Below are 24,822 nucleotides of genomic sequence, written 5' to 3'. Positions count from 1 at the left end.
CAATACACCATTGGTCGAATGCCCCGCACCGGCTTAGACGAAGGTCTAAGACGGGCCCTGGGCGGATGCGGCACACTGTCGGCAACCGTTTTTTCGATTCCGGGAACGCCAGCATGTCCAGCAGCCAAGCCCTGTATCCGGTGCCCGAGGAGATCGCCGCCGGGGCCGCGATCCGCAAGAACGATTACGAGCGCATGTACGCCGAATCGGTCGGCGACCCCGATGCCTTCTGGGCCCGGGTGGCCGAGCGCCTGCAGTGGGACCGCAAGCCGACCAGCATCCGCGACGTCAGCTTCGCGCTCGAGGACTTCCGGATCCGCTGGTATGCCGACGGCGAGCTCAACGCCAGCGTCAACTGCCTCGACCGGCACCTCGAGACCCGCGGCGACAAGACCGCGCTGACCTGGGAGGCCGACGACCCGGCCACCGAGCCGCAGCACGTCAGCTACCGCGAGCTGCACGCGCGGGTCTGCCGGCTGGCCAACGCGCTGCGCAGCCTGGGGGTGCGCAAGGGCGACCGGGTCACCATCTACCTGCCGATGATCGTCGAGGCGGCGGTGGCGATGCTGGCCTGCGCCCGCATCGGCGCGATCCACACCGTGGTGTTCGGCGGCTTCTCGCCCAACTCGATCGCCGACCGCATCGCCGACTGCGGCAGCCGGCTGGTGATCACCGCGGACGAGGGCGTGCGCGGCGACCGCAAGGTGCCGCTGAAGGCCAACGTCGACGCCGCGCTCGCGATGCCCGGCACCACCAGCGTCGAGACGGTGCTGGTGGTGCGCCACACCGGCGGCGCGGTGGACATGCAGATGCCGCGCGACCGCTGGTACGACGCGGTGGTGGACGGCCAGCCGGACAGCTGCGTGCCGGAGCGGATGAACGCCGAGGACCCCCTGTTCATCCTCTACACCTCGGGCAGCACCGGCAAGCCCAAGGGCGTGCTCCACACCACCGGCGGCTACCTGGTGTTCGCCGCCTACACCCACGAATGCGCCTTCGACCTGAAGGAGGACGACGTCTTCTGGTGCACAGCGGACGTCGGCTGGGTCACCGGGCACAGCTACATCGTCTACGGCCCGCTGGCCAACGGCGCCACCGCGCTGATGTTCGAAGGCGTGCCGAACTACCCCGACAGCTCGCGCTTCTGGCAGGTGGTCGACCGCCACAAGGTGACGTTGTTCTATACCGCGCCCACCGCGATCCGCGCGCTGATGCGCGAGGGCGACGGCCCGGTCAAGCGGACCGATCGCTCCTCGCTGCGGATCCTCGGCACCGTCGGCGAGCCGATCAACCCCGAAGCCTGGCGCTGGTACTTCGAGGTGGTGGGCGATTCGCGCTGCCCGATCGTCGACACCTGGTGGCAGACCGAGACCGGCGGCCACCTGATCACCCCGTTGCCCGGTGCCATCGCCACCAAGCCCGGCTCGGCGACGCTGCCGTTCTTCGGCGTGCGCCCGGCGATCGTCGACGCCAACGGCACCGTGCTGGAGGGCGAGACCGAGGGCAACCTGGTGATCCTCGACTCCTGGCCGGGACAGATGCGCACCGTCTACGGCGACGACCAGCGCTTCATCGACACCTATTTCAAGACCTACCCGGGCATGTACTTCACCGGCGACGGCTGCCGCCGCGACGCCGACGGCTACTACTGGATCACCGGCCGGGTCGACGACGTGATCAACGTCAGCGGCCACCGCATCGGCACCGCCGAGGTCGAAAGCGCGCTGGTCTCGCACCCGAAGGTGGCGGAGGCCGCGGTGGTGGGCTTCCCGCACGACGTCAAGGGCCAGGGCATCTACGCCTACGTGACCCTGGTGGCCGGCGAGGCCGGCGACGACGCACTGCGCAAGGAGCTGGTGGCGCACGTGCGCAAGGAGATCGGCCCGATCGCCTCCCCCGACCACCTGCAGTGGGCGCCGGGCCTGCCGAAGACGCGCTCGGGCAAGATCATGCGCCGGATCCTGCGCAAGATCGCCGAGAACGCGCCCGAGCAGCTCGGCGACACCTCCACCCTCGCCGACCCTTCGGTGGTCGACGCGCTGGTCAAGAACCGGCGGGTTCCTGAAGGGTGATCCATCGGCAGCCGTGGCGTTGCGACGCGCGCGGCGCCTCCCATGTCGGGGCGATCCACGGGCAGCGGGCCGTGGGCCATACGGCGGCCCGCGACGGACGGATTCAGCGAGGCCCGGCAGGCGCGCCGGGTTGCCGATGCGGCCCGCTTCGGCCCTGCCGGCAACGGCCGCGCACGCACCGGCCTGCGGCCAGCCGGCGGCGGACCGTGCGGGCGCGGGCCGGGTGCGGCTGAGGATCGCGGCGCACGCTGGCCCAATGACGCACACTCCCCTCCCTGTTCCGGATCGCCCGCCCGTGCCCATGACCACCCTGCTCATCGCCGACGACCATCCGCTGTTCCGCGAGGCGCTGCGCGGCGTGGTGGCGCGGATCCTGCCGCAGGCGGTGCTGCGCGAGGCCCACGACACCGACGCCCTGTACGCGCTGGTCGAGGCCGACCCGGATGCCGACCTGCTGCTGCTCGACCTCAACATGCCCGGCGCGCAAGGTTTCAGCGCGCTGGTGCACCTGCGCGCGCAGCATCCGCAGCTGCCGATCGTGGTGGTGTCGGCGCGCGAGGAGCCCACGGTGATGCGGCGCGCGCTCGACCACGGCGCGATGGGCTTCATTCCCAAGTCCGCCGACGCCCAGACCCTGGCGGTCGCGCTGCAGCAGGTGCTCGACGGCGACCAGTGGGCGCCGGCCGCCGCCCATGCCGCGCCGGCCGCCAGCGCCGACGAACAGGACGTGGCCGCGCGGGTGCGCGAGCTCACTCCACAGCAGTTCCGGGTGCTGCAGATGCTCGGCGCCGGCATGCTCAACAAGCAGATCGGCTACGAACTCGGGGTCTCCGAGGCCACCGTCAAGGCGCACATGAGCGCGATTCTGCGCAAGCTCGGCGCCACCAACCGCACCCAGGCGGTGCTGATCGCCGGCCGCCTCGCGCTCGACCCGGGCGCCGTGACCGCTCCGCCCGAGGAACCCGGCGCCGCCTGAGGCGCCGCCTGCCGCTCAGGCGCCCGCGAACGCCGGTTCCCGCAGGAGCGTGTCATGCACGCGAAAGCCGGCGCCGCTGGAAACACCGGGAATCGCCGCCCCGGACACCGGAGCCGCCCGCGGCCTTCGCGGCCATGGGCCGCTCCTGCAGGGGGCCGCCGCGCGAGAACCGCCTCAACTCTGCCCGGGCGGTGCCGGCTCGGGTGCCGCCTGGCGCCGCGCCGGGTGGTGGTGCGCGGCCAGGAACGCGCGCAGCGAGGCCGGCTTGATCGGCTTGGTCAGCACCCGGTAGCCGCGCGCCCGCGCCGCCTGCTTGAGCGCGTCGCTGCCGTCGGCCGTCACCAGCGCGCCGGGCAGGTGCGGGGCGTCGGCGCGCAGCGCGTCCAGCGTCTGCAGCCCGTCCAGGCGATCGTGCAGGTGGTAGTCCACCAGCAGCACGTCGGGCCGTTCGGCCACCCGCGCCAGCGCCTCGTCCACGGTGGTGGCGCACAGCGGCTCCACGCCCCAGCGCCGCAGCAGCGCGGTCATGCCGGCGATGATGTCCGGATCGTTGTCCACGCACAGCACCCGCAGCCCGGCCAGCGAAGCCGCCAGTTCCAGGCGCGGCGGGGCGGCGGCCTGCAGCGCATGCTGGGCCCGCGGCACCACGATCGAGAACATGCTGCCGTGGCGGACCCGCGAGCGCGCGTCCAGCCGGTGCCCGAGCAGCCGCGAGATCCGCTGGCAGATCGACAGCCCCAGCCCCAGCCCGCGCTCGTCCCAGTCGAACGGCTGCTGGTAGCGGTGGAACTCGTCGTAGATCTGGCGCATGTGGTGCTCGGGGATGCCCGGCCCGGTATCCCAGACCTGCAGCGCCACCTCGCCGCCGCTGGGCCGCGCCGCCAGCACGATGCGCCCCTCGCGGGTGTAGCGCAGCGCATTGGCCAGGAAGTTCTGCAACACCCGGCGCAGCAGCCGCCGGTCGCTGTGCACCGGCAACGCCTGGGCGTGCAGGCGCAGCGCGATGCCGCGGCTGGCCGCCATCGGCGCGTACTGCGCCGCCAGCTGCCGCAGCAGCTCGCCGGCGTCGAAATCGCTCAATTCGGGCTTCAGCGCGCCGGCGTCCAGCCGCGAAACATCGAGCAGGCCGTCGAGCAGCTCCTCGGCGGCGCGCAGCGAAGTGTCCACGCGTTCGGCCAGGCGCCGCTGCTCGCCGGGCGCGTCGCTCTCGCGCAGTGCCGAGGTGAACAGCCGCGCGGCGTTGAGCGGCTGCAGCACGTCGTGGCTGAGCGCCGCCAGGAAGCGCGTGCGCGACTGCTGCGCCGCCTCGGCCTCGCGGGTGCGCACCGTCACCCGCTGTTCCAGGGTCTCGTTGATCTCGCGCAGCGCGCGCTCCACCCGCTTGTGCTCGGTGACGTCGCTGTAGCTGGTGACGTAGCCGCCGCCCGGCAGCGGCTGGCCGCGCACCTCGATCACCAGGCCGCTGGCGAGCACCCGTTCGGACACGTGCGCCGAGCCGGCGCGCATGTAGCCGATGCGCTTGGCGATCTCGGCCTCGATCCCGGCGCGGGACAGCAGCCCGAGCTCGCCGCGCTCGGCGTTGTAGCGGATCAGGTCGGCGACCGGGCGGCCGACGAACAGCATGCCGTCGGGGAAGCCGAACAACTGCTGGTAGCGCCGGTTCCAGGCCACCAGCCGCATCTCCGGCCCGACCACGCTCACGCCCTGGTCGATGTTCTCCAGGGTGGTGGAGAGGATCTCGCGGTTGAAACGCAGCTCCTGGCCGGCCTCGTCGAGCACCGCCACCACCTCGGCCAGGTCCATGCCCGAGCCGCGCAGGGTGCTGGTGAGCACCAGCCGCGCCGAGGCCGCGCCGATGGCCGAGGCCAGCAGGCGCTCGGTGAACTGCACCCAGGCGCGGTCGGCGGCGGTGTTGGGCTGCAGCTCCTGGCCGAGCGCCAGCGCCTGTTCGGCGAAGGCGCGCTGGGCGTTGCGCACCCCGACGATGCGCCGCGCCAGCACCAGCAGGTCGGCCACGTGCAGCCCGCCGCGCCAGTCGCTGCCGGCCAGGGTGCGCCGTTCGGTATACGGGTTGAGGAACGGCGAGGCGCGCAGGCGCTCGTCCAGCCCCGGGCGCCAGCGCGCCGAGACCACCATCAGCGCGCCGATGTTGAGCAGCAGCGACCAGAACGTGCCGTGGGTCAGCGCGTCCCAGCCCTCCAGCCCGAACAGCTGCCGCGGCCGCAGCCAGCCGATGCCCAGCGGCCCGCGTTCCAGCCACGCCGAGCCGAACCAGCCGGCATCGGTGAGGGTGGGCAGCAGCAGGGTGTAGCCCCACACGCAGAAGCCGATCAGCAGGCCCGCCTCGGCGCCCTGGCGGCTGGCGCCGCGCCAGTACAGCCCGCCGATCAGCGCCGGCGCGAACTGCGCCACCGCGGCGAAGGCCATCAGCCCGAACGCGGCCAGGGTGGTGTCGGTATTGCTGGCGCGGTAGTAGCCGTAGGCCAGCGCGGCGAACCCCACGATCGCCACGCGCCGGATCCACAGCACCGTCGCGGCCAGGTCGCCGCCGTGGCGCTGCGCCCAGCCGCGCCGCAGCAGCAGCGGCATCACCAGGTCGTTGCTGACCATGGTGGCCAGCGCCACGCTGGCCACGATCACCATCCCGGTGGCGGCGGAGAAGCCGCCGATGTAGGCGAACAGCGCCAGCGCGTTGCGGTTCTCCGCCAGCGGCAGCGCCAGCACGTAGGTGTCGGCGATCGCCGCGCCATCGTCGAACAGCGCGATCCCGGCGCTGGCGATCGGCAGCACCATCAGGCAGATCAGCACCAGGTAGGCGCCGAACATCCAACGTGCGCGGCGGATGTCGGCCACGTCGATGCATTCCACCACGGCGACGTGGAACTGCCGCGGCAGGCACACGATCGCGGTGAACGCCAGCAGGGTCTGGCCGACGAAGCCGACCGGCGGGGTGTTGGACAGCAGCTCGCGGGTGGCCGGCACCAGGTCGAGCTCGTGCCCGCCGAACCAGAAGATCGCGAACAGGCCCACCGCCACCAGCGCCATCAGCTTGACCAGCGATTCCAGCGCGATCGCCAGCATCATCCCCGGCCGGTGCTCGGTGGCGTCGACCTGGCGGGTGCCGAACAGGATCGCGAACAGCGCCATCAGCATCGCCATGTACAGCGCCGGGTCGCCGAGGGTGGTGGCGGCGGCCGGGCTGGCGCTCAGCACCTGCAGGCTCAGCGCCACCGCCTTGTACTGCAGCGCCAGGTACGGCACCGCCGCGATCAGCGCGATCAGGGCGACCATCGCCGCCAGCCGCTGCGAGCGCCCGTAGCGCGCGGCGATGAAGTCGGCGATCGAGACCGTGCTCTGCGACTGCGCGATCAGCGCCAGGCGCTCGAGGATGCGCCAGCCGAACAGCAGCAGCAGCAGCGGGCCCAGGTAGATCGGCAGGTAGCCGATGCCGTTGCGCGCGGCGCTGCCGACCGCGCCGTAGAACGTCCACGACGAGCAGTACACCGCCAGCGCCAGGCTGTAGACCACCGGCCGCAGCCCTGGCCGCTGCGCGAACTCCGGATGCCGGTCGCCCCACCACGCCACCGCGAACAGCACCGCGGCGTAGCCCACCGACACCAGCAGCAAGACCCAGTCCGACAGCATTCCCATCCCCGAGTGGCCGTTCAAAGTGTACGCGGCACCGCGCCGGCGGCCCCGGTGCGAAGCCCACCGCCCGCAGGAGCGCCATCACCCTAGGAGGGCCCGCCCCCGGAGGGCCCACCCTCCGTAGGAGCGTGCCATGCACGCGAAAGCCGGCGCGGCCGGCCGTGCCCGGAATGGCCGCCCGGTCGGAAGGGGGCCGCATCACCGCATCGGTGCCCCGCGGCCTTCGCGGCCATGGGCCGCTGCTACAGGAGCAGGCGCTCGCGATCTATGAAATGAGAATCGACATCATGTGATAATGAGTCGCATTCCCTATGGAGCACTTCCCCGCATGTCCCCCTCCCGGCGTCGCTTGACCCGCCCGCACCGCTCGCTCCTGTCCATTGCCTGCCTGCTCGGGCTGGCCCTGCCGCCGGTGGCGTTCGCGCAGGCGCCGCCGCCGTCGGTGACCGACCTGGACGCGGTGCAGGTGATCGGCCGCGCCCAGACCCTCTACAAGGTGGAAGGCTCCACCACCGCCACCCGCACCGACACCCCGCTGGAATGGGTGCCGCAGTCGGTGCAGGTGCTGCCGCGCGAGCTGATCGACGACCAGGCCGCGCGCCAGGTGACCGACCTGTACCGCAGCATCAGCGGCATCAGCTTCTTCAGCTACGCCGGCGTCACCCTGCGCGGCTTCCGCCAGGAGAACGTGCTCTACGACGGCCTGCGCGGCGATCCCTACGCCGGTTTCTCGGTGCCGCAGCTGTTCGACATCGAGCGGGTCGAGGTGCTGAAGGGCCCTGCCGGCGCGCTGTACGGCGGCGGCGACCCGGGCGGGGTGATCAACTACATCACCCGCAAGCCGCAGCGCGACCCGCAGGCCAGCGTGGAACTGCAGCTGGGCGACGACGACTTCGCCGCCGCCTCGTTCCAGTCGACCGGGCCGCTGGCCGGCAGCGAGCGCCTGCGCTACCGCATCGGCGTGCACGGCGAGCGCGAGGAGCCGTTCCGCTGGAACACCGACAACGAGCTGCGCATGGGCGACGCGGCCGCGGCGCTCGACGTCGGCACCACCGGCGAGCTCACCCTCAAGCTCACCGACATCGCCCAGGACCAAGCCGGCAACCGCCTGCGCGGGGTGCCGGTGGACGACAACGGCGCGTTCCTCACCGACCGCCGCTGGAACCACAACGAGGCCACCGACTTCCTCGACATGGACGCGCGCATCGCCCTGGCCACCTACACCGCCTCCCCCACCGACGCGCTCGACATCGACGTGTCCGCGCGCTGGTTCGAGAACGACGAGCGGCAGCAGTACCACGAGCCGTGGGGCCTGATCGATCGCGACGGCGACGGCACCGCCGAGTGGATGACGCGCCAGTTCCGCGACCAGGTGCGCAGCGTCGAGGGCCTGGCCGCCAACGCCAACGGCGTGTGGCGGGTGCGCGCCGGCGGCCTCGGCCACACCCTGCTGTTCGGCGTCGACGGCTACCGCGAGGACAGCGATTTCCAGGGCCGCACCGCGCACAGCGACGCCGTGGGCGGCGACGTGCCCGGCATCGACCTGTTCCAGCCGGTGTACGGCCTGAGCTCCGCTGCCGACTACACGTTCGACCCCTGGCGCGTCACCCGCAGCCGCGGCACCCGCTACGGCGCCTACCTGCAGGACCAGCTGGAACTGACCCCGCGCTGGCAGCTGCTCGCCGGGCTGCGCTGGGACGGCTTCCAGGACGAGGACCGGGTGGGCGGCACCACGGTGGACGGCCACGACATCAGCTGGCGCCTGGGCAGCACCTATGCGCTGGTCGAAGGCGTGAACGCCTACGCCAACCTCGCCAGCGGTTTCGTGCCGCAGTCCACCGGCAACCAGGACCCCGCCGCCGGCGGCCCGTTCGATCCCGAGCGTGGCCGGCAGTGGGAGCTGGGCCTGAAGACCGCCCTGGCCGGCGGCCGCGTCACCCTCAACTCGGCGCTGTACCGGATCGAGCGCAGCAACGTGCTGCAGGCCACTGGCGAGGTGGTCGACGGCGTCAACCAGCTCGCGCCGCTGGGGCTGGTGCGCAGCGAAGGGCTGGAACTGGACCTGCTGGCCGATGTGACCCGTCGCTGGGTGGTCAGCGCCGCCTACGCCTACAACGACACCCGGGTGATCGACGCCGGCAGCAACGGCATCACCAACTCGGTCGGCGACAAGTTCGCCAACGCCCCGCAGAACACCTTCGGCCTGTGGACCCGCTACGAGCTGCCGGCGCTGCTGTCCTCGGTGGGCTTCGGCGTGGACTACGTGGACGAGCGGCTGAGCATCGGCGGCCAGCGGGTCAAGCCGTACACCATCTACGACCTCAGCTGGCAGACCCACTGGGACGGCTGGCACTTCCAGGCCAACATCAAGAACCTGTTCGACAAGGTGTACGCCGCCAGCGGCTTCATCGAGCGCACCGGGCACTTTCCCGGCGAGCCGCGGCGGCTGTACCTGCAGGCGCGCTACGCGTTCTGACCCCCCGCATGGGCCAGCCGCCGCCAGCCCCCGCCGCCGCGCCGCGCAAGCCGCGCGGCCGGCGGCTGTGGTTCGACCTGCACAGCTGGGTGGGGCTGAAGCTGTGCCTGCTGATGGCCTTCGTGTGCTTCACCGGCACCCTGGCGGTGCTGGCGCACGAGATCGACTGGCTGCTGCACCCGGAGATCCGCGTGGCGCCCGGCCCCGAGCGCGCCAGCTGGGGCGCGATGCTCGCCGCCGCGCGCCACGCCTACCCGGACTGGTCGCTGACCGCCATCGAGGCGCCCGAAGGCGGCCGCTTCGCCGCCCGGGTGCGCGCCCGCACCCCGGAAGGGCGGCTGCGCTTCGTCTGGGTGGACCCGTACCGCGGCGCCGTGACCGGCGACACCCACTGGTTCGGCGCGCACCGCTTCCTGCGCAACACCCACCGCCACCTGATGCTGCCGCTGCGGTTCGGCGTGCCGCTGGTGGCGGCGCTGTCGATCCCGCTGGCGATCAGCCTGGTCAGCAGCCTGTACATCTACCGGCACTGGTGGCGCGGGTTCTTCGCCGGCCCGCGGCGGGAGCGGCCGCGCCGGTTCTGGGGCGACCTGCACCGCCTGGCCGGGGTGTGGAGCCTGGGCTTCGTGGCGCTGATGGCGCTGACCGGCGGCTGGTACCTGGTGGAATCGCTGGGCGGCGGCGCCGGCCCGCCGCGGAAGCTGCAGGCCGCACCGGCCGGCACCGAACGCGGGCCGGACCCCGCCGGCGCCAGTGCCGCCGTCATCGACCGCGCCGTGGCCGAGGCGCGCAGCCGCTGGCCGGCGTTCGAGGTCCGCGCCATCGACCCCGGCGCGGGCGACGGCACCCTGCTGCTGCAGGGCGAGGCCGAAGCCATCCTGGTACGGCCGCGCGCCAACGCCATGGCCTTCGCCGCCGCCGACGGCGCCTGGATCGGCCGCCGCGACGGCCGCGACATGGGCGTGCACCAGCGCATCGCCGAGATGGCCGACCCGCTGCACTTCGGCAACTTCGCCGGCCTGCCGGTCAAGCTGCTGTGGTTCGTGTTCGGCGTGCTGCTGACCGGCCTGTGCGTGACCGGCGCGTACCTCTACGGCCTGCGCGCCACCGACACCCTGCGCTCGGCCACGCGCCGCACCGCGGCAGCGGCCGCCGCCCCGCGCTCGGCGCCGCGTCGCGCGCGCGCGCTGCCCGCCGCCACCGCAGCGCCGGCAACGCTCGCAGCCGAAGCCGGCGCGGTGCCGGGCGGCTGGCGGTCCGTATGGCATGGCATCGGCCGGTGGCGCTGGCTGTGGATCGCCCTGCTGCTGGCATGGCTGGCGCTGCTGCCGCTGGAAGCGATGAAGTAGCCGTCAGCCGTTCGCCGCCACGGCAACCGGAGCCGCCCGCGGCCTTCGCGGCCATGGGCCGCTGCTACAGGCGGCACGCCGCGAAAGTCCTGCTCCCGGTAGGAAGCGTGCCATCCCCGTAGGAGCGTGCCATGCACGCGAAAGCCGGCGCCGTTGCAAATACCGGCAATCGCCGCCCATCCTGCCGGAGGCCCCCGCGGCTTTTCGCGGCCCTGGACCACCGCTACGCGGACCGGCCGCGGTCCGGGCGTGCCCGCCTCAACCACCAGGCGAACCCGAGCAGCAGCGCCAGCAGCAGGAACGCGAGCGCGGGCACGATCAGCACGCCATCCTGCTGGTGATACACGGTGGCGCTGTGCGCATCGAAGTAGCGGCCCTCCGCGTTGAACAGCTCGCGGTAGCGCCAGTACAGCGAAACGTAGAGGAAGCCGAAGCAGAGCGACGCCGCGCCGCATGCCAGCGCCGAGCCGAGCAACAGCCACTGCGAAATGCGGAGCCTGCGTGCCGCGACCATGGTTCCCTCCTGCGGGGCAGGGCGCCGGGGTGGCGCCGAACCGCAACGCAGGCCCATTGTTCCCCATCGGCGCACCGAAGCGCGAGCCCGCTCCTGCCGGCGGCCGCGCTCCGACCGCGGCATGCGGCCGCGCCGCCGCCGATCACCTGCCAGGCCGGTCCGCCAGGGCCTTCTCGTAGCGCCAGACCTCCAGCAGGAACGGGCCGTCCGGCGTCGGCAGCTCGCTGATCATGTTGCCGGCCCGCACCCAGCCGTGCTTCTCGTAGAAGCGCGCCGCGCGCTGGTTGCCGATGCCGCACGCCAGCCAGGCCCTGCGGAAGCCGCGGCCGGCGATGCGCGCCTCCCCGTCCGCCAGCAGGGCGGCGGCGGCCCCGGTGCCGCGGGCCTCGGCCGATGCGTACAGCTGGTACAGCTCGTCGCCGGTGGCGATGCAGAACGCCGTCGGGGCCCCGGCGGGCCCGGTCGCCCGCACCTCGCCCAGCGCCGCCCGCAGCCGCTGCGCGAAGCTTACGCGCGTGCGGTGCCGGGCGAGTTCCGCCGGCAGGATCCGCGCATGCGCGTCCTGCCAGCCTTGGTGCCAGATGTCGGCCAGGCGATCCAGCTCCTGCTCGTCCGCGGTGCGGATCCTCATCCTTCCGGCGCGCCGTCGCCCGCGGCGGCCGCCGCCTCCGACCACACCGCGAACTCGTTGCCGCTGGGCTCGGTGAAATGAAACCGGCGGCCGCCCGGGAAGGAGAAGACCGGCTTCACCACCTCGCCGCCCGCGGCAACCACCTTGGCCAGCGTCTCTTCCAGGCGCTCGCTGTAGAACACCACCAGCGCGCTGCCTTGGCTGGTGCGGGCCGCCAGCTCCGACCGGAAGAAGCCGCCATCGAGGCCCTGGCCCGAGAACGCCGCGTAGTCCGGCCCGTAGTCTTCGAACGCCCAGCCGAACGCGTCCTGGAAGAAGCGCTTCGTCGCCGCCAGGTCGCGCGCGGGGTATTCGACGTAGTTGATCTTTTCGTGGGCGGGCATGTTGTCTCCTGGGCTGGGTACGAACTACATCCACGCTTCAGTCCGGCCCGTACGGGACGAACTTGATGTCGTAGCCGTGAGGGTGCTCACCGGGCGCTCGCTCCGCTTCCGTCTCGTAGATCTCGATCCTGCCGGTCACGGAGAACCCGATCTGCCGCCCGATGGATCTGGCCATGTCGGCGGACTCGTCCGCGTCGGATGCCCAGGTCTTCATTGTCATGATGGCAGGCCCAGCACGGCACTCGAAGCCGTCCGTCAGCTCTCCGGCCAGGCCGTCGGCGATGACGGTGAAGTGCTTGTATGGCGTGACCCGCCGACCGTAGCGGAGTTCGAGCTTCCAGTGGCTGTCTTGAGATTCGTCCGACACTGCAACCTCGTTTCCGGGGCCTGACGGCTGGGGGTGAGCCGTGTCACCAAGAGACATCCGGCCCTGCTCTCGAATTCGGCGCGGTCAGCGGACCCGCTGAAAGTACTCGCGCGTATGCAGATCCGGTGCCGCCGGGTCGGTGCCACCGCCATAGACCCAGAAGATGTCGTCGTCGACGAAGTTGAACGTCGTTGCCGTAAGCGCCGTGCCGAACGGCCGCCTCGCCGACCAGACGACCGCGAACTCGCCGCAAAACAGGATCTCGTAGGGCTTGCGCTCCTCCAGGCCGGCAAACACCGTGCGCTCGCCGGAAACGGGAACCTCGACATCGGGCATTGCGATGTGGACCTCGCTGTCGGTGAAGGCGAGCGTCATGTGCCCGAACAGCGCCCCAAGAAACGCTTCCGTGCGCGGCTCCAGCTTGGCATTGCCATGGGCAAATGCCACGGAGGCTTCCCGATCGGATTTCCATGTTCCCGTCAGATCATGGGGACAGGCCGCGGCGGCGGCGGGTGCCAGGGCGATCGCCAAGGTTGCGAAGAACCGATCGTTCATGAGATTCAGCACCTGATTCAGGTCCAATCGTATCGCGCCAGGAAGCGCCGGTTGGAAGGACTGGCCGGCCTCAAGCTACACGCGGGGCTTCCGCGCGACAAGCCAGACACCCAGGGCCGATAGCGCCGCACCAGCAGCGACGTGCAGCAAGAGCTCGACGGTCGACGGCGGCACACCAAACGGGTCCGAGTCGTTGGCGAGCTGTGCGCCTTGCGGGTCAGCGAGCGCGACCGCACCGAAGATGACGACACCCAGGCCGAGTGCCGTGGCCAGACAACCGATCGCTTTTCCTAGAAATCTCATTGAGATCCAGCACCTCGAGGCCTGAAGCTGCAACGCGGACTGGGAAAGCCCCGGGCCGAGCCCTTAGAGCGAGCGGAACACAACGGCCAGCTCCCGGTCGGTGTTCGGCGTCTCCCACGTCGATAGCCAGCACCGTGAGATGCCTGAGCGCTCTGCCGTTCGCTTGAACAACGCCAGCTGGCGCTGGGTCGGCGCGTAGTGCTCCGGAATGAAATGCAGCAACGCCGTTGGCTTGCGAAGCGAGAAGCCAGGCGCAAGATCCTCGACCAGGGACTTCAATGCCTTGCCTACTCGAGAGAAATCCGGATCGCCACGGGTGTTGTCGAGCGCATGGCAATCGCGCCGTGCCCTTCTGTCCTCACCGACGACACGCCCCATGAAGTGGTCGCGGAAGACAAGAAGATAGAGGTTGCGCTTGCGAAACATTCGAGGTTCTAGCGCCGAAAGCGAGCCGCGCCACCAAGCATCGGCCCGAACGAATGGTTGGACACCGGCCAGCTGAGCCCCCGGCACCAAGTCACACAATGGAACTACACATGGATCTGGCGGCCGCCCGCGAAGGCCCAGTTCTCCCAGGTCGTCTCCTTGAAGACGAGCATGGCATTCTCAGGGTCGTGGCCCGCTGCGGAGAGTTCGGCCATCAAGGCGTCGAGCAGCTTCCGCTTGATCTTGACGCTGCGGCCGGCGGACAACAGCACTTCGATCAGGATGAAGTCTTCGTTCCGCGCGCCTTGCACATCCGGGTAGGTCGGGTCGAAGCGGAAGTCCTCGGGCGAAAGCTCGAGCACGCGCTGGAACCGGTCGGTGGCAGGCACGCCAACCGCGACCAGGGCCGCGTGGACCGCGTCGAGCACGGAGGCCTTGAACTCGGCGGACTTCGGGCGCTGCACGGTCAAGGTGACGAGCGGCATGAACGACTCCAGTGAGAGGCCAAGCGGCGCCCGGCGCTCCCGCCGATCGGGTTGATCCTGGCGGTCGGGTCGTCGGCGAAACGCGCTTGGCCGTACGCGCTTCGGGCACCGAAAGCTACCCCTGCAGCGCGCCGGCGGCAAGCCATGCGCCATGCAGGCCGGCACCGTGCCCACGAAACCGCAACAACCGCCCAGCCACGCGCCATAGACGGCTAACCCGCGGCGCCTGGGCCGGCCGGCTTGCTCGCGAAGTAATAGTGGTTCTGCCCCTCGTCCTCGGCCTCGCCGACCAGCGCCAGGCCCTCCGATTCCAGCGCCCTGCGGTAGGCGGCCGACCCCAGCGACACCGAGGTCCGCCCGGTGAGGTTGTCCGGCCACTCGCACGCCTCGTCCGGTGCCGTGAACAGGAACCGGCCGCCCGGCGCGAGGGACAGGGCGACCCGGCGAATCAGCTCCCTCTGGGTGGCCGGCTGCAAGAGGAACATCAGGCCCCACGCGATCGCGCCGTCGAAGCTGCGGCGCAGGAACTGCGCGTCTTCCACCGCGCTGCATTCGGCCGGGCTGCCGGGGAATCGGGCCCGGAAGGCCGCGATCATGGCGGGCGAGGCATCCACGCCGTGCACGGCGAACCCCGCGTCGATCAGGGCCCTCGCCACCGGCACGCCAGCGCCGCACCCCAGGTCGAGCACCGAGCCCCCACGCGGCAGGCTGCCGGCCCAGTCGCGCACGGTCGACATGCCGATCTCCGATCGGCTCCGGATCGCCATGAACTCCGCGGAGACCGCTTCGTATCCGTTGGATCGGTCGGTTGGAGACCTTGTCATTCCGTGAGCCTACGCCTGGCGAGGTTGGAGCATCGCTGCCGCGCCGGGCCTGCTGGAAGCAACGGCGCTCCCCAAGAGGGAGCCTTGGCTGCGGTCCGGCCGGGCCCGTGGCCATGAAGTGGCGCCGCTGCTAGATTCGCCGCCGTGAAACCCACGACGCGCACATTGCAATCCGGCCCGGTTTCGGTGATCGAGTATCGATGCACCTGCGGTCCTGCGGATCGCCCGTTCCCCGAAGCCCACAGCCGGCACTCGATCTCGTACGTGCGCAAGGGCTCCTTCGGATATCGCTGGGGCGCACGTTCGTTCGAGCTGGTGGCGGGATCCGTGCTCGTGGGACACCCTGGGGACGAGTACACGTGCACGCACGAGCATCACCACGGCGGCGACGAGTGCCTGTCGTTCCAGTACGCCCCCGAGCTGATCGACGAGCTCGCCCCCGGCCCATCGTGGCGCGTCGGCGCGCTGCCGCCGATCGCCCAGCTGATGGTGCTGGGCGAATGGGCGCAGAGCGTTGCCGATGCGAACGGCGACCTTGGCTTGGACGAGCTTGGCCTGATGCTGGGTGCACGCCTGGCGCAGGTGACCACGGGCAAGCGCACGCCGGCGCCAAAGCCCAGTTCGCGGGATCGACGCAGAGCCGTCGATGCAGCCCTCTGGATCGATGCGAACGCCCGGCGCGACATCGACCTGGCGACTGCGGCACAGGTTGCAGGCTTGAGCAGCCACCACTTTCTGCGCATCTTCTCGGCCGTGGTGGGGGTAACGCCGCACCAGTATCTCATCCGCGCGCGGCTGCGTGATGCCGCGAGGTTGCTGGTGGAGAGCGACCGGCCGATCACGGAAGTCGCCTTCGACGTGGGCTTCAACGACGTCTCCAACTTCGTGCGGACGTTTCGGCGCGCGGCGGGCGCCTCACCCCGTACCTTTCGGCGCGGCGGCCGGGGCGATCGCAATTTTTTCCAAGAATCCGCCCCGCTGCGAACCTAGCATCTGCTACCTCACCGGAGGGAGCAACCCATGTTCGATCACGTCGGCTTGCAAGTGCGCGACCTGGAAACCGCACGCCGTTTCTACCGGGCCGCTCTGGCCCCGCTCGGGCACGTCCAGGACGAGTCCGGGACAGGCTTCGGGCCCAAGGGCGCGCCTGCCCTTTGGCTCTACGAGACCAAAGACAAGGCAGTGGCGCGAACCCATCTGGCGTTCGGGGCCGCAACGCGTGAGGCCGTCGAGCGCTTCCACCGTGCCGGTCTCGAAGCCGGCGCCCGGGACAACGGCGGGCCCGGCCTGCGCGCGGAGTACGGCCCTGGCTACTTCGCCGCATTCCTCGTCGACCCCGACGGGAACAACGTCGAGGCCGTGTGCCTCGCGGAAGCGTAGCGATGGCCTCGATTCACCGCGAAGTGCTGCTGCAGGCGCCGCTGGACCAGGTGTGGGACGCGCTGCGCGACGTCGGTGCGCTCCACACCCGGCTGGTGCCCGGATTCGTCGCCGACACGAAGCTCGAAGAAGGCGCGCGCATCGTGACCTTCGGCAACGGCATGGTCGTCAAGGAACCCATTCTCGATGTCGACGAGCAGCGGCACCGGGTCAGCTGGGCCGCGGTGGGCACGCAGCTCACCCACTACAGCGCATCGTTCCAGCTCTTCGAGGAGGGCGGCGAGCGCACCCGGGGCGTCTGGATCGCGGACCTGCTGCCGCATGAGGCCGCACCGGGGGTCGCGGCGATGATCGAGGAGGGCCTGGCGGCGATGAAGCGAGTGTTCGGGTGATCAAGACGCGCGCATGCCTGCCGCTGCGCGCGTACCTGGTTGAGTCATTGGGCATCGGCCCGTGAAGCCAGCGTACGGAACTCGTCGATCTGTTCCGGGGTGCGGAACCACGATTTCGGAAAGATCTCGAACATGATGTCCGAGTGGTACAAGAGGAACAATCGATCGCTCTCCAGGAGCTTGATGTAATCCGGCCATCGGCGCCTGACGTGCCCGGCCTCCGATGAGGCGCTCAGGCCATCGGCGTCCCACGAGTAGGTGTAGGTCGCACGAAGCGAGGCTTGCTGCTGGTAGATCTTGCGCGCCCTGCGCGGCAGGGCGAACCTGGACTGCACGAACTCGCCAATGAGCCCGCCAACCCCGGCGCCGATGCCGATGGCCCCGATCAGCACGTGGCCAATGGCGATGGCGATCGCGCCGGCGGCAGCCAGCGCAGCAAGCACGAGCAACAGGCGCCTGACCGCCCGCTTCCGGTGAAGCCGCAGGGCGGCGAGATGGTCTTCGGATGAGATCGCCGCAGTGATCATTGGCACCTGACGCCCGGATTCGTCCGGCCCGCGAAGCAGCGGGACTTCCTAAGTGAAGGTAGAAACAGATCGTTCAGCACGCTGCAGCCGGTACGCACGTCCCCAGAGGGTTGGCGGGCACCGACGGAGGCGCCGGCACCCACCCGTGCCGGTGCTGCCGCTACAGGTGCCGGGTCTCGGCAGGCACCTCCCCCCAGTTGTCGTGTCTGCCGTCTGCGTACCGAACCGGTGGCTCGACGAGTTCCGCCGGGTCGGCATTGTCGAGTGCCGACAGTTGAACCGCAACGTAGTCGCCGCCGATCTCCGCGATGTGGCCACGGGCGAACGAGCGCACGCCGCAATGCTTGCAGAACAGGTGATGCCCCACCTTGTGGTTGAACTGATAGTCGGCCAGGTCCCCCTCGCCAGCCAGCAGCCGAAAGGCGCCGGGCTTGATGATGACGTTCCAGTTGCGTGTCTTGGTACAGATGGAACAGTTGCACTTGTTCGTGCCGGCACTGAGATCGATGTCGGCTTCGAACCGCACGGCGCCGCAATGGCAACTGCCTAGGTAGGTCTTGAGCATCAAGCTCTCCTGGAGAACGAATGAGTGATAGGTGGTCTCGAGCGGGGGGCCTGATCCGCTGGGCAACGCACTGGAAGCGTTGCGAATGCGCCGCGAAGATTGCCCTTCATAAACCAGAACTCCAGGCTATGGCCCCCAATAGTCGAAGTTGAACACGACTCCGGCAGGGATGACGAAGCGAATCTCGCCCCCATAGCATTCAATCGAGTGCTCGCCGGGCGCGATCTCTCTGGCGCGCCCCGTTGGTGCCGTCCACTTCCGTCCGTCGACCAGGATGGGACATCCATCGTGGTCGTCAACGATCGCCAGGTAGGTCTTGCCATCGGGGCTGTCCGTGACGAAGCCCCGGAGGTGGCCATCCTCGGCGCAACCGGCAAGCGCGCCAGCCAAGCCAAGCAGAAGAGCCGCTTTCAAACCAGCACCACGCCTCGCTCGCATGTGAGCCTTCACGCCAGAATTCGGCTGCGCCGACGCGGCGTCGGCATGAGTGGTTGGACAGCACCAACTCGCTGGCGAAGTGTAGCAAGCCCGAGAATACTGAATTACTGTCACGTGGCAGCGGTGCCTTGGTGGTACCGCATTTGCCAGCCGCCAGCGTTCTTGACCCACACCGAGCTGCGGAGCGAGAGAGCCGTGCCGCCTTGGTGAGTGCGCTCGGCAGCGTAGGTGACCAGCACGACGTCTGCCGCGAGCACATGGGCCTGCATGGCGCGGGCGCGAAAGACAACGCCGGTCTCGCCCGGCAGGCGGTTGACGACCTCTGCCTTGCCGAAAGCGCGGCCCGTGGCCCCCACCTCGAGAAAGTCGTCCGCGATCAGCGCATCGAGGCGCCCGGCATCCCCGCGCACGGCCGGATCGAGCAGCGCCTGCTCCAGTTGCATGACGGTCGCTTCGATGCTGTTCATGCCGCCCAGCGCCTCAGTAAGTGGCCCCGCTGCGGCGAGGCTGATGGCCGGGTGGGCCGGCCGCCCCCCAAGCCGGTCGAAAACATCATGGCTCGCCCGGCTCAGCTGTGTATCCGGTCCGGTGAGCGCGAACGAATCCTACGCGCAACCCGAAGATTCGCCCGATGCGCTCGAGCGTCTCGACGGTAGGGTTGGCTTTCCCCGATTCGATGCGTTTGAGGGTGAGCAGGCTGACGCCACGGTGGCGTGCGAACTCGGCCTGCGTCAAACCACTGATCTTGCGCATGCGCTTGACGGCCTCGCCCAGGCCCAGCCGGCCGGCTTCGATGTCCTCCGCGAAACGGTCCCGCATTTCGCGAACCAGTTCGGGGCTGCGGCGCTTCCTTGGTGTGCTAGGCATCGGTATCGACCCTGCGCAAACCGCGGATTTGAGCTTCGATGGCGGGTTTGCACGCTTCGATGATGTCGGCATCGGCCTCCAGGGCCGCCAGTCGCTCCACCAGTCGCGGCAGCTGCGTTTCCGCGAATGCGACCAGCGCCTGTGCGACGGATGGCTTGATCGCCTCTTCGATCGCCAACCGTTCGAGGATCGCGTTCCAATCGTCGAGCGTTTCGTTGTTGGCCCCGCGCCAGGCGCTCGCGCGCGCAATCAGTTCCCGGTCCAGGTACATCGGCCCCAGGTCGTAGAGCGGCGTCAGTTGCACGGTACCGTCCGGCAACTGTTGCACGGAAGTATTGCGCAGATGATTGTCGGGATTGCGCAAGGCGCGGTTGAGCACGTCGCGGCAGAGGAACTCGGAGATCTCGATTTCCGGATGTGTCGCATGACGCGCCAGGCGTTCGGTCGCGTCGAACAGGCAGGCGCTGCGCCCGAAGCCGGGCATCTGCGCCAGGGTCGCCAGGGTTTCCTGGTGCAGGCGTACGACCCGGCCGCCCTCGATGCGGCGATCGAAGCGGGGCAGAAAAAGCATGCCTTCGCGATGCAACGGCCGATCGATGGATCGAAGCCCGCAGGCCGCCGCCACCTGCAGATAGATGGCTTCGTGCCGCAGGATGCGGAAGTCGGTCTCGTGCCGGCCGCGCGGCAGCTTCACGATCCAGTGCGCGCGCGCACGCGCTTCCGGCAGCGCCACGTCCGGGTACCAGCGTTCGGTCTCGTCCTGGGTCAACAGGAACTTCGGGGCCACGCCCTGGACCCCGGGCGTGCCGGCCGCCAGCATGCCGTGCACCGACAGCTGTTCCAGGAAGGCATCGGTGCGGTGGACCATGTCGTCCAGCGTGAACCCGGGGGCGGGCGTGCTTGCGGCATGTTCCTCGTAGAAGCGCACGGCGGTGTCCAGCCGCAGCCGGCCGATGGGAGCGAACGCGCCGTGCTGTGCCAGAAACAGGTCCCGGGCCGGATCCTGATCGGAAATACCCAGCAGGCCCGCCAAGTGCTGGCGGCCACGTCCCTGCGGCACCAGGTCCCACAGGAAGGCGAGTGGGCCGGTCTGCGGCGCAAGCGGCGCCTGCAGGATCTCCATCGTGGGCGGCAGGGCCAGGGCGAGTGGCTCGGCCGCCTCGCCAAAGACGTACTCCGGCAGGTACTCGAGCCGGATCGCTCGCTCGCCCACCGACAACCGGGCGGCAGGGCGCCAGGCCGCACCGGTGTGGAGCTCGATCAAGCTGTCCATGATCGAAACTTAGTCTACTTTAATATGCTTTTCAACGGATCTGATTGTGATCTAGCATATCTTAATATCCTATTTCAGCTCGCCCATTCGCGCAAACGGCGCTTCAAGCGCCTGCGGGAGCCCGGTCTGCGGCAGGCGCCATACCTCCTCCGCGATATCGACCTGCGAAGTTTGGCGGGCCATGAACTCGTAGGCGTGTACCGATCCGTTCCTATCGTTGTCTTGGCTCAGTCGCCAGGATCGTGCTGCAGCACAGCCTCGTAGCATCGAGCGCATCCAGCGCCTCTGGCGCGAACTGGACATGCCAGCTCACGTCTTCTTCGCGCTGGTACGACCTTGGCGCCGCGTCGCAAGCCGCTCCCGCACCTGGTCCACCGAGAGAGCACGGGCAGGGTCGGCCTTGAGCGCAAGGGCGGCCGGAACGACCTGCTCGCGCAGCCAGGCCTCGACGGCGCGGTCACGCGCAAGCAGCGTGCGCAGGCCGTCGCGAATGACTTCGCTTTCAGTGGCGTACTCGCCGGCGGCGACCTTGGCTTTCACTGCGTCGGCCATTTCATTGGGCAGCGTGATGCTGAATTGCTGAGTCGTGCGCACGGCGAGCCCCAGAGGGAGTAGGATTCAATCCTACTCCCGGTTTCCTCCGGTGGCAAAGCTCAACGGCACCCCGGCGCTGCCTTTTCAGCCGCAGCGCCGGGATGACCAAGCCGGCAGCCTGCCGCCGGATCAGTGGAGGCGCTGTGCGCAAGGCTGGGGGAGGTACCCCGCCCGCCCAGGCGCGGCCAGCGGCAACGCCGGCCGTTGTGCGCGGTCCGCACCGGGTGACGCAGTGCTTGCACCATAGGCGGCGGGCTCCTCACGAACACGGTTGCGCGGCCCCGGCCGGTCGGGAAGGTACTGCGACGCCACCTTGTCCATGAGATCGCTTGCGGCTTCGGCCTCTTCGAAGATCGCATCGCCCAGCATCGTCAGCGTGCCGTCGGCCAGGTCGATTCGCTCGACGCCGAAGAGCAGGTCGCCGTAGGCGTGCAGTCGGTCGTGCCGGCGGTTGAGCGTGTCCAGCTGGTCCATGGTCATGCCGAAGACGAGGCGGTCTTCGGCGTTCGCCTCGGCGGCCACGGCGGCTTCCTCGCCCGCCGCTTCGTCCTCTGCCCCGGCGTCCGCTGCTTCGGCGTCTGCTGCCCCGGCGTCCGCTGCCTCGACGGTCTGGGCGGAATCTTCTGGCGCCTCGGCCGCGTCGCTTGCATGCGATGGCTTGCGTCGGGCGCCCTGCTTGGCCGGCCAGGTCACCTCGTCGAGCACGCGTTCGGCCTGGTCGGCCAGCTGCTCCAGGCAGACGGCCAGTTCACCCCCGCTGATCTGCGGGCCCCATCCGGTCGATTCCTCGTCGTCCGTACGCGGCTGCGCCAACTGCGACAGGAACACCATGTGCTCATGCAGCTTCTTGAGCCGGAAATGGCTGTCTTCCGGCAGGAAATAGCCCGTCATGCCCGGGTCGTTCGGTTCACGGTTCGACATCGTTGCCTCCTCCTTCCATGAAGTGCCCGCCCACCACACGGCGGACGGGAAGTCGGGAGGTTCGAAACCGCGTACAGACGGCGGGCATATTCCCCCGAGGGGTGTTGTATTAGCCGCCCTCCCGACGCAGGCATCGCGTCGGTCTGTGCCCGCAAGAGCCGCGGGCACAAAAAACCCACCGGCTTGACGGAGGTGGGGGCCGCTGTACGAGGAGTTTCGACGCTCCTTGGAATCGAGTCTGCTACCGGTTTTCGGGGGTGTCAAGGCCGGCAACTGAGAGAGACTTCGGGCCGGCTCATTCCCGGGCGCAAGGACGGACAACGCCTTATGCAGCGCGCACCGATCGCGGCGATTGGCTCAAGCCAAAGACAAGGACAGGGGCCTCATTGGTGTCCTGCGGCGAGCGATTCATGAAAGTACCGGCAGCCGGTTGACACCGCCAACCCACTTGTACCAATACTTGGTACATCTGCAGGAGAATGTCATGGCGAGGAACACGAGCGTCAGCTTGGGCGATCATTTCGAGCACTTCATCGCAGACCAGGTCGACAGCGGCCGATACGGCTCTGCAAGTGAGGTTGTCCGGGCCGGGCTGCGTTTGCTCGAGACCACTGAAGGCAAGCGCGAAGTCCTAAGGAATGCGCTGATTGCCGGTGAACGCAGCGGGCGTGCCAAATACAGTTACGAGTCGCTTGTGGCGGAGCTGGACTCAGAACAGCAGTGAGGCATTCTTACCTTACCAGGTCGGCGCGGTCCGACCTGAAGTCGATCGCGTGCTTCACGCAAGACCGGTGGGGCGTGCGGCAGCGCAATGCGTACCTGAAAGAAATGGAACAGGTCTTTCGTTCCCTGGCAAGGAACCCCCTGATCCGAAGGGCTTGCGACGAGATCCGCGAGGGCTACAGAAAGCTTGCCCACGGGGCGCACGTGATCTACTACAAGCAGCCGAACGACAACGAGTTGCTGATCGTTCGCATTCTTCATGCAACGATGGACGTGGACACGAACATCGGCGCCTAGGGCGCGGGTGTTGCACTTACCCCGCGGATGGATGTAAAGCGAGTCGGCGACGTCGGTAATTGGCTCAGGGGGACGGCGGTCGAGCGAGCCTGCCTGCTGACGCTGGTCGAACGCAGTACGGGACTGGCGCTGGTGGTCAGATTGCCGCACCGGACCGTCAAGGCGGTCAACCGCGCAGCCGTGGAAGTGATCGCCCGCAGCGGCCTGCCGTTCAAGACCATCACCTGGGGCAACGGCACCGAGTGCGACGGCTATCGGGCGATCGAACAGGCAACGGGCGTTCGCTGCTACTTCGCCTACCCGCATCACCCGTGGGAACGCGGCAGCAACGAAAACTTCAACGGCCTACTGCGCCAGTACCTGCCGAAGCGGAAGAGCCTGGCACGCATAAGCGAAGCCCACTGCGATCGCATCACGCACAAACTCAACACACGACCGAGGAAGCGACATGGCTAAAAGAGCCCGGTCGAACGCTTACACGAACTCTCAGGGGTGTTGCACTTGGGGTGTTAATTCACCCATCTGGCCCGTTTGCCAACGGGAAGAGACTGAAGATATAGCCTGCTTCTTGCCACTCCGGATCATGATGCATGCGGTACTCCCAGAACCGGGTGTTTGGCTTGTCCGCCAATAGTGACTGCAAGGTGTCATTAGCTAGCTCAGGGTCATGTACGCGAAAGGATAGCTGCCGAAGGCCATCCCAGGTACTGCGTGCCAGGAACAAGGCATTTTTGCCCTCAATGGCGGACTCGATCATGTCCCCGATTTCGAGCAGTAGCTTGCTCTCATCCGGGCTCGGCATGCCTCTCTCAACGAGCTCCTCGGCCTGGATGTTTATTTCTAGGTGCCAAGGAAAGATCTCGTGGTGCTGGAAGGCCAGCAATGCATCATTGACCACAATGATTTCAGGCAAGTCATTGCGAGTGCTGTCAAAGAGCGTGTAGTGAGGCTCTGGGGCAACTATGCGGACACGACGCTCTGTCACAGATGTCTAACGCTTGAATGAATGGTTAGGCCGCGGCATTCGGACTCTGTGGCTGCCGGCTCTGCGAGCCGACGAAATGTAGCCAAACCACAGGCGACAGAACAAAGAGCACGGAGTTGAAAGCGAGAAGCCATCCGCCCTGCTGCGCGGGAGCGAAGAAGGGAACAGAGCCACCGACCGGCACAGCTAGCGAATGGTAAATTGCCCAGATTGCGACATAGCATGCCAGCTCCACGGCCAAGGAAGCAGCAGCGACACCAACTTTGGAAAGCGCGCCTAGCCGCAATGCCACAAGCAATGCTAGAGGTGCCGTTAAAATAGGCACGACCTGTTGAAGCGCCGCATCCGTCGGGCCGGCACTCGCGCCGCTGAGTAGCGCGGTCACACCAAACGACGTGACAGCGTAAGTAAGGCCGAAAACGATCTTGGGAGTGTGCTTTGCCATGATGCTTCCTAGCGGCTTAACACCAGAGTTAAGCCGCGCCACGAAGTGGCGTCGGCTTGGACGAATTGTTAGGCCGCGACATACGCGCCTAGGCCCATGCCATGCTGCCACGCCTCCCAGCGACCATTTGGGTCTAGCTCCCCGTACACGCCTGCGCTTGGATCATAGGCGAAGCAGTAGCCCGCCAGATCGTCCCCCAAGACCAGCAGGTCGGGCGGCCCGACCGGTATGCCGTATACGTCCTCCGAGGTCAAAGGTCCGTTGTAGATCACTTTGCCATTAGGGGTATCTCCCCAACCATGGCCAAGAAGGTGCGAGATGTATTCGGCGGGAAGCTGCGGGCAGCGCGATGAAAGTTCCGCTGCTTCTCCCTCCGAAAGCCTAGTTGCTGCCATAGCGGCCTAAC

At 68.7% G+C, this 24,822-nt stretch carries 29 protein-coding genes and 1 pseudogene; 10 read left to right on the top strand and 20 right to left on the bottom strand.

What is annotated here, in order from left to right:
* Positions 1-113 precede the first annotated feature (113 nt).
* Together acs and QFW77_RS03195 are read left to right on the top strand one after the other, a co-directional pair.
* Positions 114-2,072: an acetate--CoA ligase gene (gene acs, locus QFW77_RS03200; RefSeq protein WP_280572834.1), complete on the top strand. Its 1,959-nt coding sequence runs from the start codon at positions 114-116 to the stop codon at positions 2,070-2,072.
* Between the two features lie 301 nt (positions 2,073-2,373).
* Positions 2,374-3,048 carry a response regulator gene (locus QFW77_RS03195; RefSeq protein ID WP_280572927.1) on the top strand — a complete coding sequence of 225 codons (675 nt, stop codon included), beginning with the start codon at positions 2,374-2,376 and terminating at the stop codon, positions 3,046-3,048.
* A 174-nt stretch (positions 3,049-3,222) separates the two neighbouring features.
* Here the strand turns inward: QFW77_RS03195 and QFW77_RS03190 are convergent, their stop codons facing one another.
* The gene (locus tag QFW77_RS03190) at positions 3,223-6,693 is read right to left on the bottom strand and encodes a hybrid sensor histidine kinase/response regulator (RefSeq protein WP_280572833.1); all 3,471 of its coding nucleotides are present in this window, start codon (positions 6,691-6,693) and stop codon (positions 3,223-3,225) included.
* 331 nt (positions 6,694-7,024) lie between these two features.
* On the opposite strand from QFW77_RS03190, the gene QFW77_RS03185 reads away from it, so the two are divergent.
* Positions 7,025-9,172, top strand: coding sequence for a TonB-dependent siderophore receptor (locus tag QFW77_RS03185; protein WP_280572832.1), 2,148 nt, complete (start codon positions 7,025-7,027; stop codon positions 9,170-9,172).
* Positions 9,173-9,180: 8 nt separating this feature from the next.
* Entirely contained in the window at positions 9,181-10,521 is a 1,341-nt protein-coding gene (locus QFW77_RS03180; protein ID WP_280572831.1) for a PepSY-associated TM helix domain-containing protein, read from the top strand.
* A 223-nt stretch (positions 10,522-10,744) separates the two neighbouring features.
* Here QFW77_RS03180 and QFW77_RS03175 read toward each other — a convergent pair whose 3' ends face one another.
* The 9 genes from QFW77_RS03175 to QFW77_RS03135 all read right to left on the bottom strand — a co-directional run bounded on the left by QFW77_RS03175 (position 10,745) and on the right by QFW77_RS03135 (position 14,922).
* Complete coding sequence (locus QFW77_RS03175) at positions 10,745-11,035, bottom strand: hypothetical protein (protein WP_280572829.1); 291 nt, start codon at positions 11,033-11,035, stop codon at positions 10,745-10,747.
* Between the two features lie 142 nt (positions 11,036-11,177).
* A complete protein-coding gene (locus QFW77_RS03170) occupies positions 11,178-11,666 on the bottom strand; it encodes a GNAT family N-acetyltransferase (protein ID WP_280572828.1) in 489 nt (162 codons plus the stop codon).
* Complete coding sequence (locus tag QFW77_RS03165; RefSeq protein WP_280572827.1) at positions 11,663-12,049, bottom strand: VOC family protein; 387 nt, start codon at positions 12,047-12,049, stop codon at positions 11,663-11,665. Before QFW77_RS03165 ends, QFW77_RS03170 begins: the two co-directional genes overlap by 4 nt.
* 37 nt (positions 12,050-12,086) lie before the next feature.
* On the bottom strand, positions 12,087-12,416 hold the full coding sequence (locus QFW77_RS03160; protein WP_280572826.1) for a hypothetical protein: 330 nt from the start codon (positions 12,414-12,416) through the stop codon (positions 12,087-12,089).
* Between the two features lie 84 nt (positions 12,417-12,500).
* Positions 12,501-12,998, bottom strand: coding sequence for a hypothetical protein (locus QFW77_RS03155; protein WP_280572825.1), 498 nt, complete (start codon positions 12,996-12,998; stop codon positions 12,501-12,503).
* A gap of 48 nt (positions 12,999-13,046) precedes the next feature.
* Entirely contained in the window at positions 13,047-13,274 is a 228-nt protein-coding gene (locus QFW77_RS03150) for a hypothetical protein (protein ID WP_280572823.1), read from the bottom strand.
* Positions 13,275-13,337: 63 nt separating this feature from the next.
* Positions 13,338-13,700, bottom strand: coding sequence for a hypothetical protein (locus QFW77_RS03145; RefSeq protein ID WP_280572822.1), 363 nt, complete (start codon positions 13,698-13,700; stop codon positions 13,338-13,340).
* 104 nt (positions 13,701-13,804) lie between these two features.
* On the bottom strand, positions 13,805-14,185 hold the full coding sequence (locus QFW77_RS03140) for a tautomerase family protein (protein ID WP_280572821.1): 381 nt from the start codon (positions 14,183-14,185) through the stop codon (positions 13,805-13,807).
* A 212-nt stretch (positions 14,186-14,397) separates the two neighbouring features.
* Positions 14,398-14,922: a class I SAM-dependent methyltransferase gene (locus QFW77_RS03135; protein ID WP_280572820.1), complete on the bottom strand. Its 525-nt coding sequence runs from the start codon at positions 14,920-14,922 to the stop codon at positions 14,398-14,400.
* Positions 14,923-15,153: 231 nt separating this feature from the next.
* Here QFW77_RS03135 and QFW77_RS03130 point away from each other — a divergent pair, with 231 nt between their 5' ends.
* The 3 genes from QFW77_RS03130 to QFW77_RS03120 are packed head-to-tail and all read left to right on the top strand — an operon-like array spanning position 15,154 to position 16,781.
* Positions 15,154-15,999 carry a helix-turn-helix domain-containing protein gene (locus QFW77_RS03130; protein WP_280572819.1) on the top strand — a complete coding sequence of 282 codons (846 nt, stop codon included), beginning with the start codon at positions 15,154-15,156 and terminating at the stop codon, positions 15,997-15,999.
* A 30-nt stretch (positions 16,000-16,029) separates the two neighbouring features.
* Positions 16,030-16,389 (top strand): VOC family protein, encoded by a 360-nt coding sequence (locus QFW77_RS03125; RefSeq protein ID WP_280572818.1) that lies wholly within the window; start codon positions 16,030-16,032, stop codon positions 16,387-16,389.
* A 2-nt stretch (positions 16,390-16,391) separates the two neighbouring features.
* The gene (locus QFW77_RS03120) at positions 16,392-16,781 is read left to right on the top strand and encodes an SRPBCC family protein (RefSeq protein WP_280572816.1); all 390 of its coding nucleotides are present in this window, start codon (positions 16,392-16,394) and stop codon (positions 16,779-16,781) included.
* A gap of 44 nt (positions 16,782-16,825) precedes the next feature.
* Here the strand turns inward: QFW77_RS03120 and QFW77_RS03115 are convergent, their stop codons facing one another.
* The 8 genes from QFW77_RS03115 to QFW77_RS03080 all read right to left on the bottom strand — a co-directional run bounded on the left by QFW77_RS03115 (position 16,826) and on the right by QFW77_RS03080 (position 21,966).
* Complete coding sequence (locus tag QFW77_RS03115) at positions 16,826-17,308, bottom strand: YcxB family protein (RefSeq protein ID WP_280572926.1); 483 nt, start codon at positions 17,306-17,308, stop codon at positions 16,826-16,828.
* Between the two features lie 160 nt (positions 17,309-17,468).
* Complete coding sequence (locus QFW77_RS03110) at positions 17,469-17,873, bottom strand: GFA family protein (protein WP_280572815.1); 405 nt, start codon at positions 17,871-17,873, stop codon at positions 17,469-17,471.
* A gap of 126 nt (positions 17,874-17,999) precedes the next feature.
* On the bottom strand, positions 18,000-18,323 hold the full coding sequence (locus tag QFW77_RS03105) for a hypothetical protein (protein WP_280572814.1): 324 nt from the start codon (positions 18,321-18,323) through the stop codon (positions 18,000-18,002).
* Between the two features lie 98 nt (positions 18,324-18,421).
* On the bottom strand, positions 18,422-18,778 hold the full coding sequence (locus QFW77_RS03100; protein WP_280572813.1) for a nuclear transport factor 2 family protein: 357 nt from the start codon (positions 18,776-18,778) through the stop codon (positions 18,422-18,424).
* 85 nt (positions 18,779-18,863) lie between these two features.
* Positions 18,864-19,130, bottom strand: a complete 267-nt coding sequence (locus QFW77_RS03095; protein ID WP_280572812.1) for a helix-turn-helix transcriptional regulator — start codon at positions 19,128-19,130, stop codon at positions 18,864-18,866.
* 40 nt (positions 19,131-19,170) lie between these two features.
* Positions 19,171-20,397: a type II toxin-antitoxin system HipA family toxin gene (locus tag QFW77_RS03090; RefSeq protein ID WP_280572811.1), complete on the bottom strand. Its 1,227-nt coding sequence runs from the start codon at positions 20,395-20,397 to the stop codon at positions 19,171-19,173.
* A 363-nt stretch (positions 20,398-20,760) separates the two neighbouring features.
* Complete coding sequence (locus QFW77_RS03085; RefSeq protein ID WP_280572810.1) at positions 20,761-21,045, bottom strand: ribbon-helix-helix domain-containing protein; 285 nt, start codon at positions 21,043-21,045, stop codon at positions 20,761-20,763.
* Between the two features lie 129 nt (positions 21,046-21,174).
* Positions 21,175-21,966: an XAC0095 family protein gene (locus QFW77_RS03080; RefSeq protein WP_280572809.1), complete on the bottom strand. Its 792-nt coding sequence runs from the start codon at positions 21,964-21,966 to the stop codon at positions 21,175-21,177.
* Positions 21,967-22,450: 484 nt separating this feature from the next.
* On the opposite strand from QFW77_RS03080, the gene QFW77_RS03075 reads away from it, so the two are divergent.
* From QFW77_RS03075 to QFW77_RS03065, 3 genes and pseudogenes are all read left to right on the top strand, one after another.
* Positions 22,451-22,690 (top strand): type II toxin-antitoxin system ParD family antitoxin, encoded by a 240-nt coding sequence (locus QFW77_RS03075; protein WP_280572808.1) that lies wholly within the window; start codon positions 22,451-22,453, stop codon positions 22,688-22,690.
* Entirely contained in the window at positions 22,687-22,986 is a 300-nt protein-coding gene (locus QFW77_RS03070; protein ID WP_280572807.1) for a type II toxin-antitoxin system RelE/ParE family toxin, read from the top strand. Before QFW77_RS03075 ends, QFW77_RS03070 begins: the two co-directional genes overlap by 4 nt.
* Positions 22,987-23,040: 54 nt before the next feature.
* Positions 23,041-23,442: pseudogene (locus QFW77_RS03065) on the top strand (IS30 family transposase); the annotation flags it as partial.
* Positions 23,443-23,500: 58 nt separating this feature from the next.
* On the opposite strand, the gene QFW77_RS03060 reads toward QFW77_RS03065, so the two are convergent.
* Together QFW77_RS03060 and QFW77_RS03055 are read right to left on the bottom strand one after the other, a co-directional pair.
* Complete coding sequence (locus tag QFW77_RS03060) at positions 23,501-23,971, bottom strand: DUF695 domain-containing protein (protein ID WP_280572804.1); 471 nt, start codon at positions 23,969-23,971, stop codon at positions 23,501-23,503.
* A 25-nt stretch (positions 23,972-23,996) separates the two neighbouring features.
* Entirely contained in the window at positions 23,997-24,416 is a 420-nt protein-coding gene (locus QFW77_RS03055; RefSeq protein ID WP_280572803.1) for a hypothetical protein, read from the bottom strand.
* Between the last annotated feature and the right edge of the window lie 406 nt (positions 24,417-24,822).

It is taken from the genome of Luteimonas endophytica (genome assembly GCF_029887875.1).
Classification (GTDB): Bacteria; Pseudomonadota; Gammaproteobacteria; order Xanthomonadales; family Xanthomonadaceae; genus Luteimonas; species Luteimonas endophytica.
Note: the sequence above shows the minus strand (reverse complement) of the source record. Positions and strands in the feature narration are given on the sequence as shown.

Bases quoted from the DNA above. Each gene is read 5' to 3' on its own strand.
- acs (WP_280572834.1), top strand. From the start codon at position 114: ATGTCCAGCAGCCAAGCCCTGTATCCGGTGCCCGAGGAGATCGCCGCC.
- QFW77_RS03195 (WP_280572927.1), top strand. From the start codon at position 2,374: ATGACCACCCTGCTCATCGCCGACGACCATCCGCTGTTCCGCGAGGCG.
- QFW77_RS03190 (WP_280572833.1), bottom strand. From the start codon at position 6,693: ATGCTGTCGGACTGGGTCTTGCTGCTGGTGTCGGTGGGCTACGCCGCG.
- QFW77_RS03185 (WP_280572832.1), top strand. From the start codon at position 7,025: ATGTCCCCCTCCCGGCGTCGCTTGACCCGCCCGCACCGCTCGCTCCTG.
- QFW77_RS03180 (WP_280572831.1), top strand. From the start codon at position 9,181: ATGGGCCAGCCGCCGCCAGCCCCCGCCGCCGCGCCGCGCAAGCCGCGC.
- QFW77_RS03175 (WP_280572829.1), bottom strand. From the start codon at position 11,035: ATGGTCGCGGCACGCAGGCTCCGCATTTCGCAGTGGCTGTTGCTCGGC.
- QFW77_RS03170 (WP_280572828.1), bottom strand. From the start codon at position 11,666: ATGAGGATCCGCACCGCGGACGAGCAGGAGCTGGATCGCCTGGCCGAC.
- QFW77_RS03165 (WP_280572827.1), bottom strand. From the start codon at position 12,049: ATGCCCGCCCACGAAAAGATCAACTACGTCGAATACCCCGCGCGCGAC.
- QFW77_RS03150 (WP_280572823.1), bottom strand. From the start codon at position 13,274: ATGAGATTTCTAGGAAAAGCGATCGGTTGTCTGGCCACGGCACTCGGC.
- QFW77_RS03145 (WP_280572822.1), bottom strand. From the start codon at position 13,700: ATGTTTCGCAAGCGCAACCTCTATCTTCTTGTCTTCCGCGACCACTTC.
- QFW77_RS03140 (WP_280572821.1), bottom strand. From the start codon at position 14,185: ATGCCGCTCGTCACCTTGACCGTGCAGCGCCCGAAGTCCGCCGAGTTC.
- QFW77_RS03135 (WP_280572820.1), bottom strand. From the start codon at position 14,922: ATGTCGACCGTGCGCGACTGGGCCGGCAGCCTGCCGCGTGGGGGCTCG.
- QFW77_RS03125 (WP_280572818.1), top strand. From the start codon at position 16,030: ATGTTCGATCACGTCGGCTTGCAAGTGCGCGACCTGGAAACCGCACGC.
- QFW77_RS03120 (WP_280572816.1), top strand. From the start codon at position 16,392: ATGGCCTCGATTCACCGCGAAGTGCTGCTGCAGGCGCCGCTGGACCAG.
- QFW77_RS03115 (WP_280572926.1), bottom strand. From the start codon at position 17,308: ATGATCACTGCGGCGATCTCATCCGAAGACCATCTCGCCGCCCTGCGG.
- QFW77_RS03110 (WP_280572815.1), bottom strand. From the start codon at position 17,873: ATGCTCAAGACCTACCTAGGCAGTTGCCATTGCGGCGCCGTGCGGTTC.
- QFW77_RS03100 (WP_280572813.1), bottom strand. From the start codon at position 18,778: ATGAACAGCATCGAAGCGACCGTCATGCAACTGGAGCAGGCGCTGCTC.
- QFW77_RS03095 (WP_280572812.1), bottom strand. From the start codon at position 19,130: ATGCGGGACCGTTTCGCGGAGGACATCGAAGCCGGCCGGCTGGGCCTG.
- QFW77_RS03080 (WP_280572809.1), bottom strand. From the start codon at position 21,966: ATGTCGAACCGTGAACCGAACGACCCGGGCATGACGGGCTATTTCCTG.
- QFW77_RS03075 (WP_280572808.1), top strand. From the start codon at position 22,451: ATGGCGAGGAACACGAGCGTCAGCTTGGGCGATCATTTCGAGCACTTC.
- QFW77_RS03055 (WP_280572803.1), bottom strand. From the start codon at position 24,416: ATGGCAAAGCACACTCCCAAGATCGTTTTCGGCCTTACTTACGCTGTC.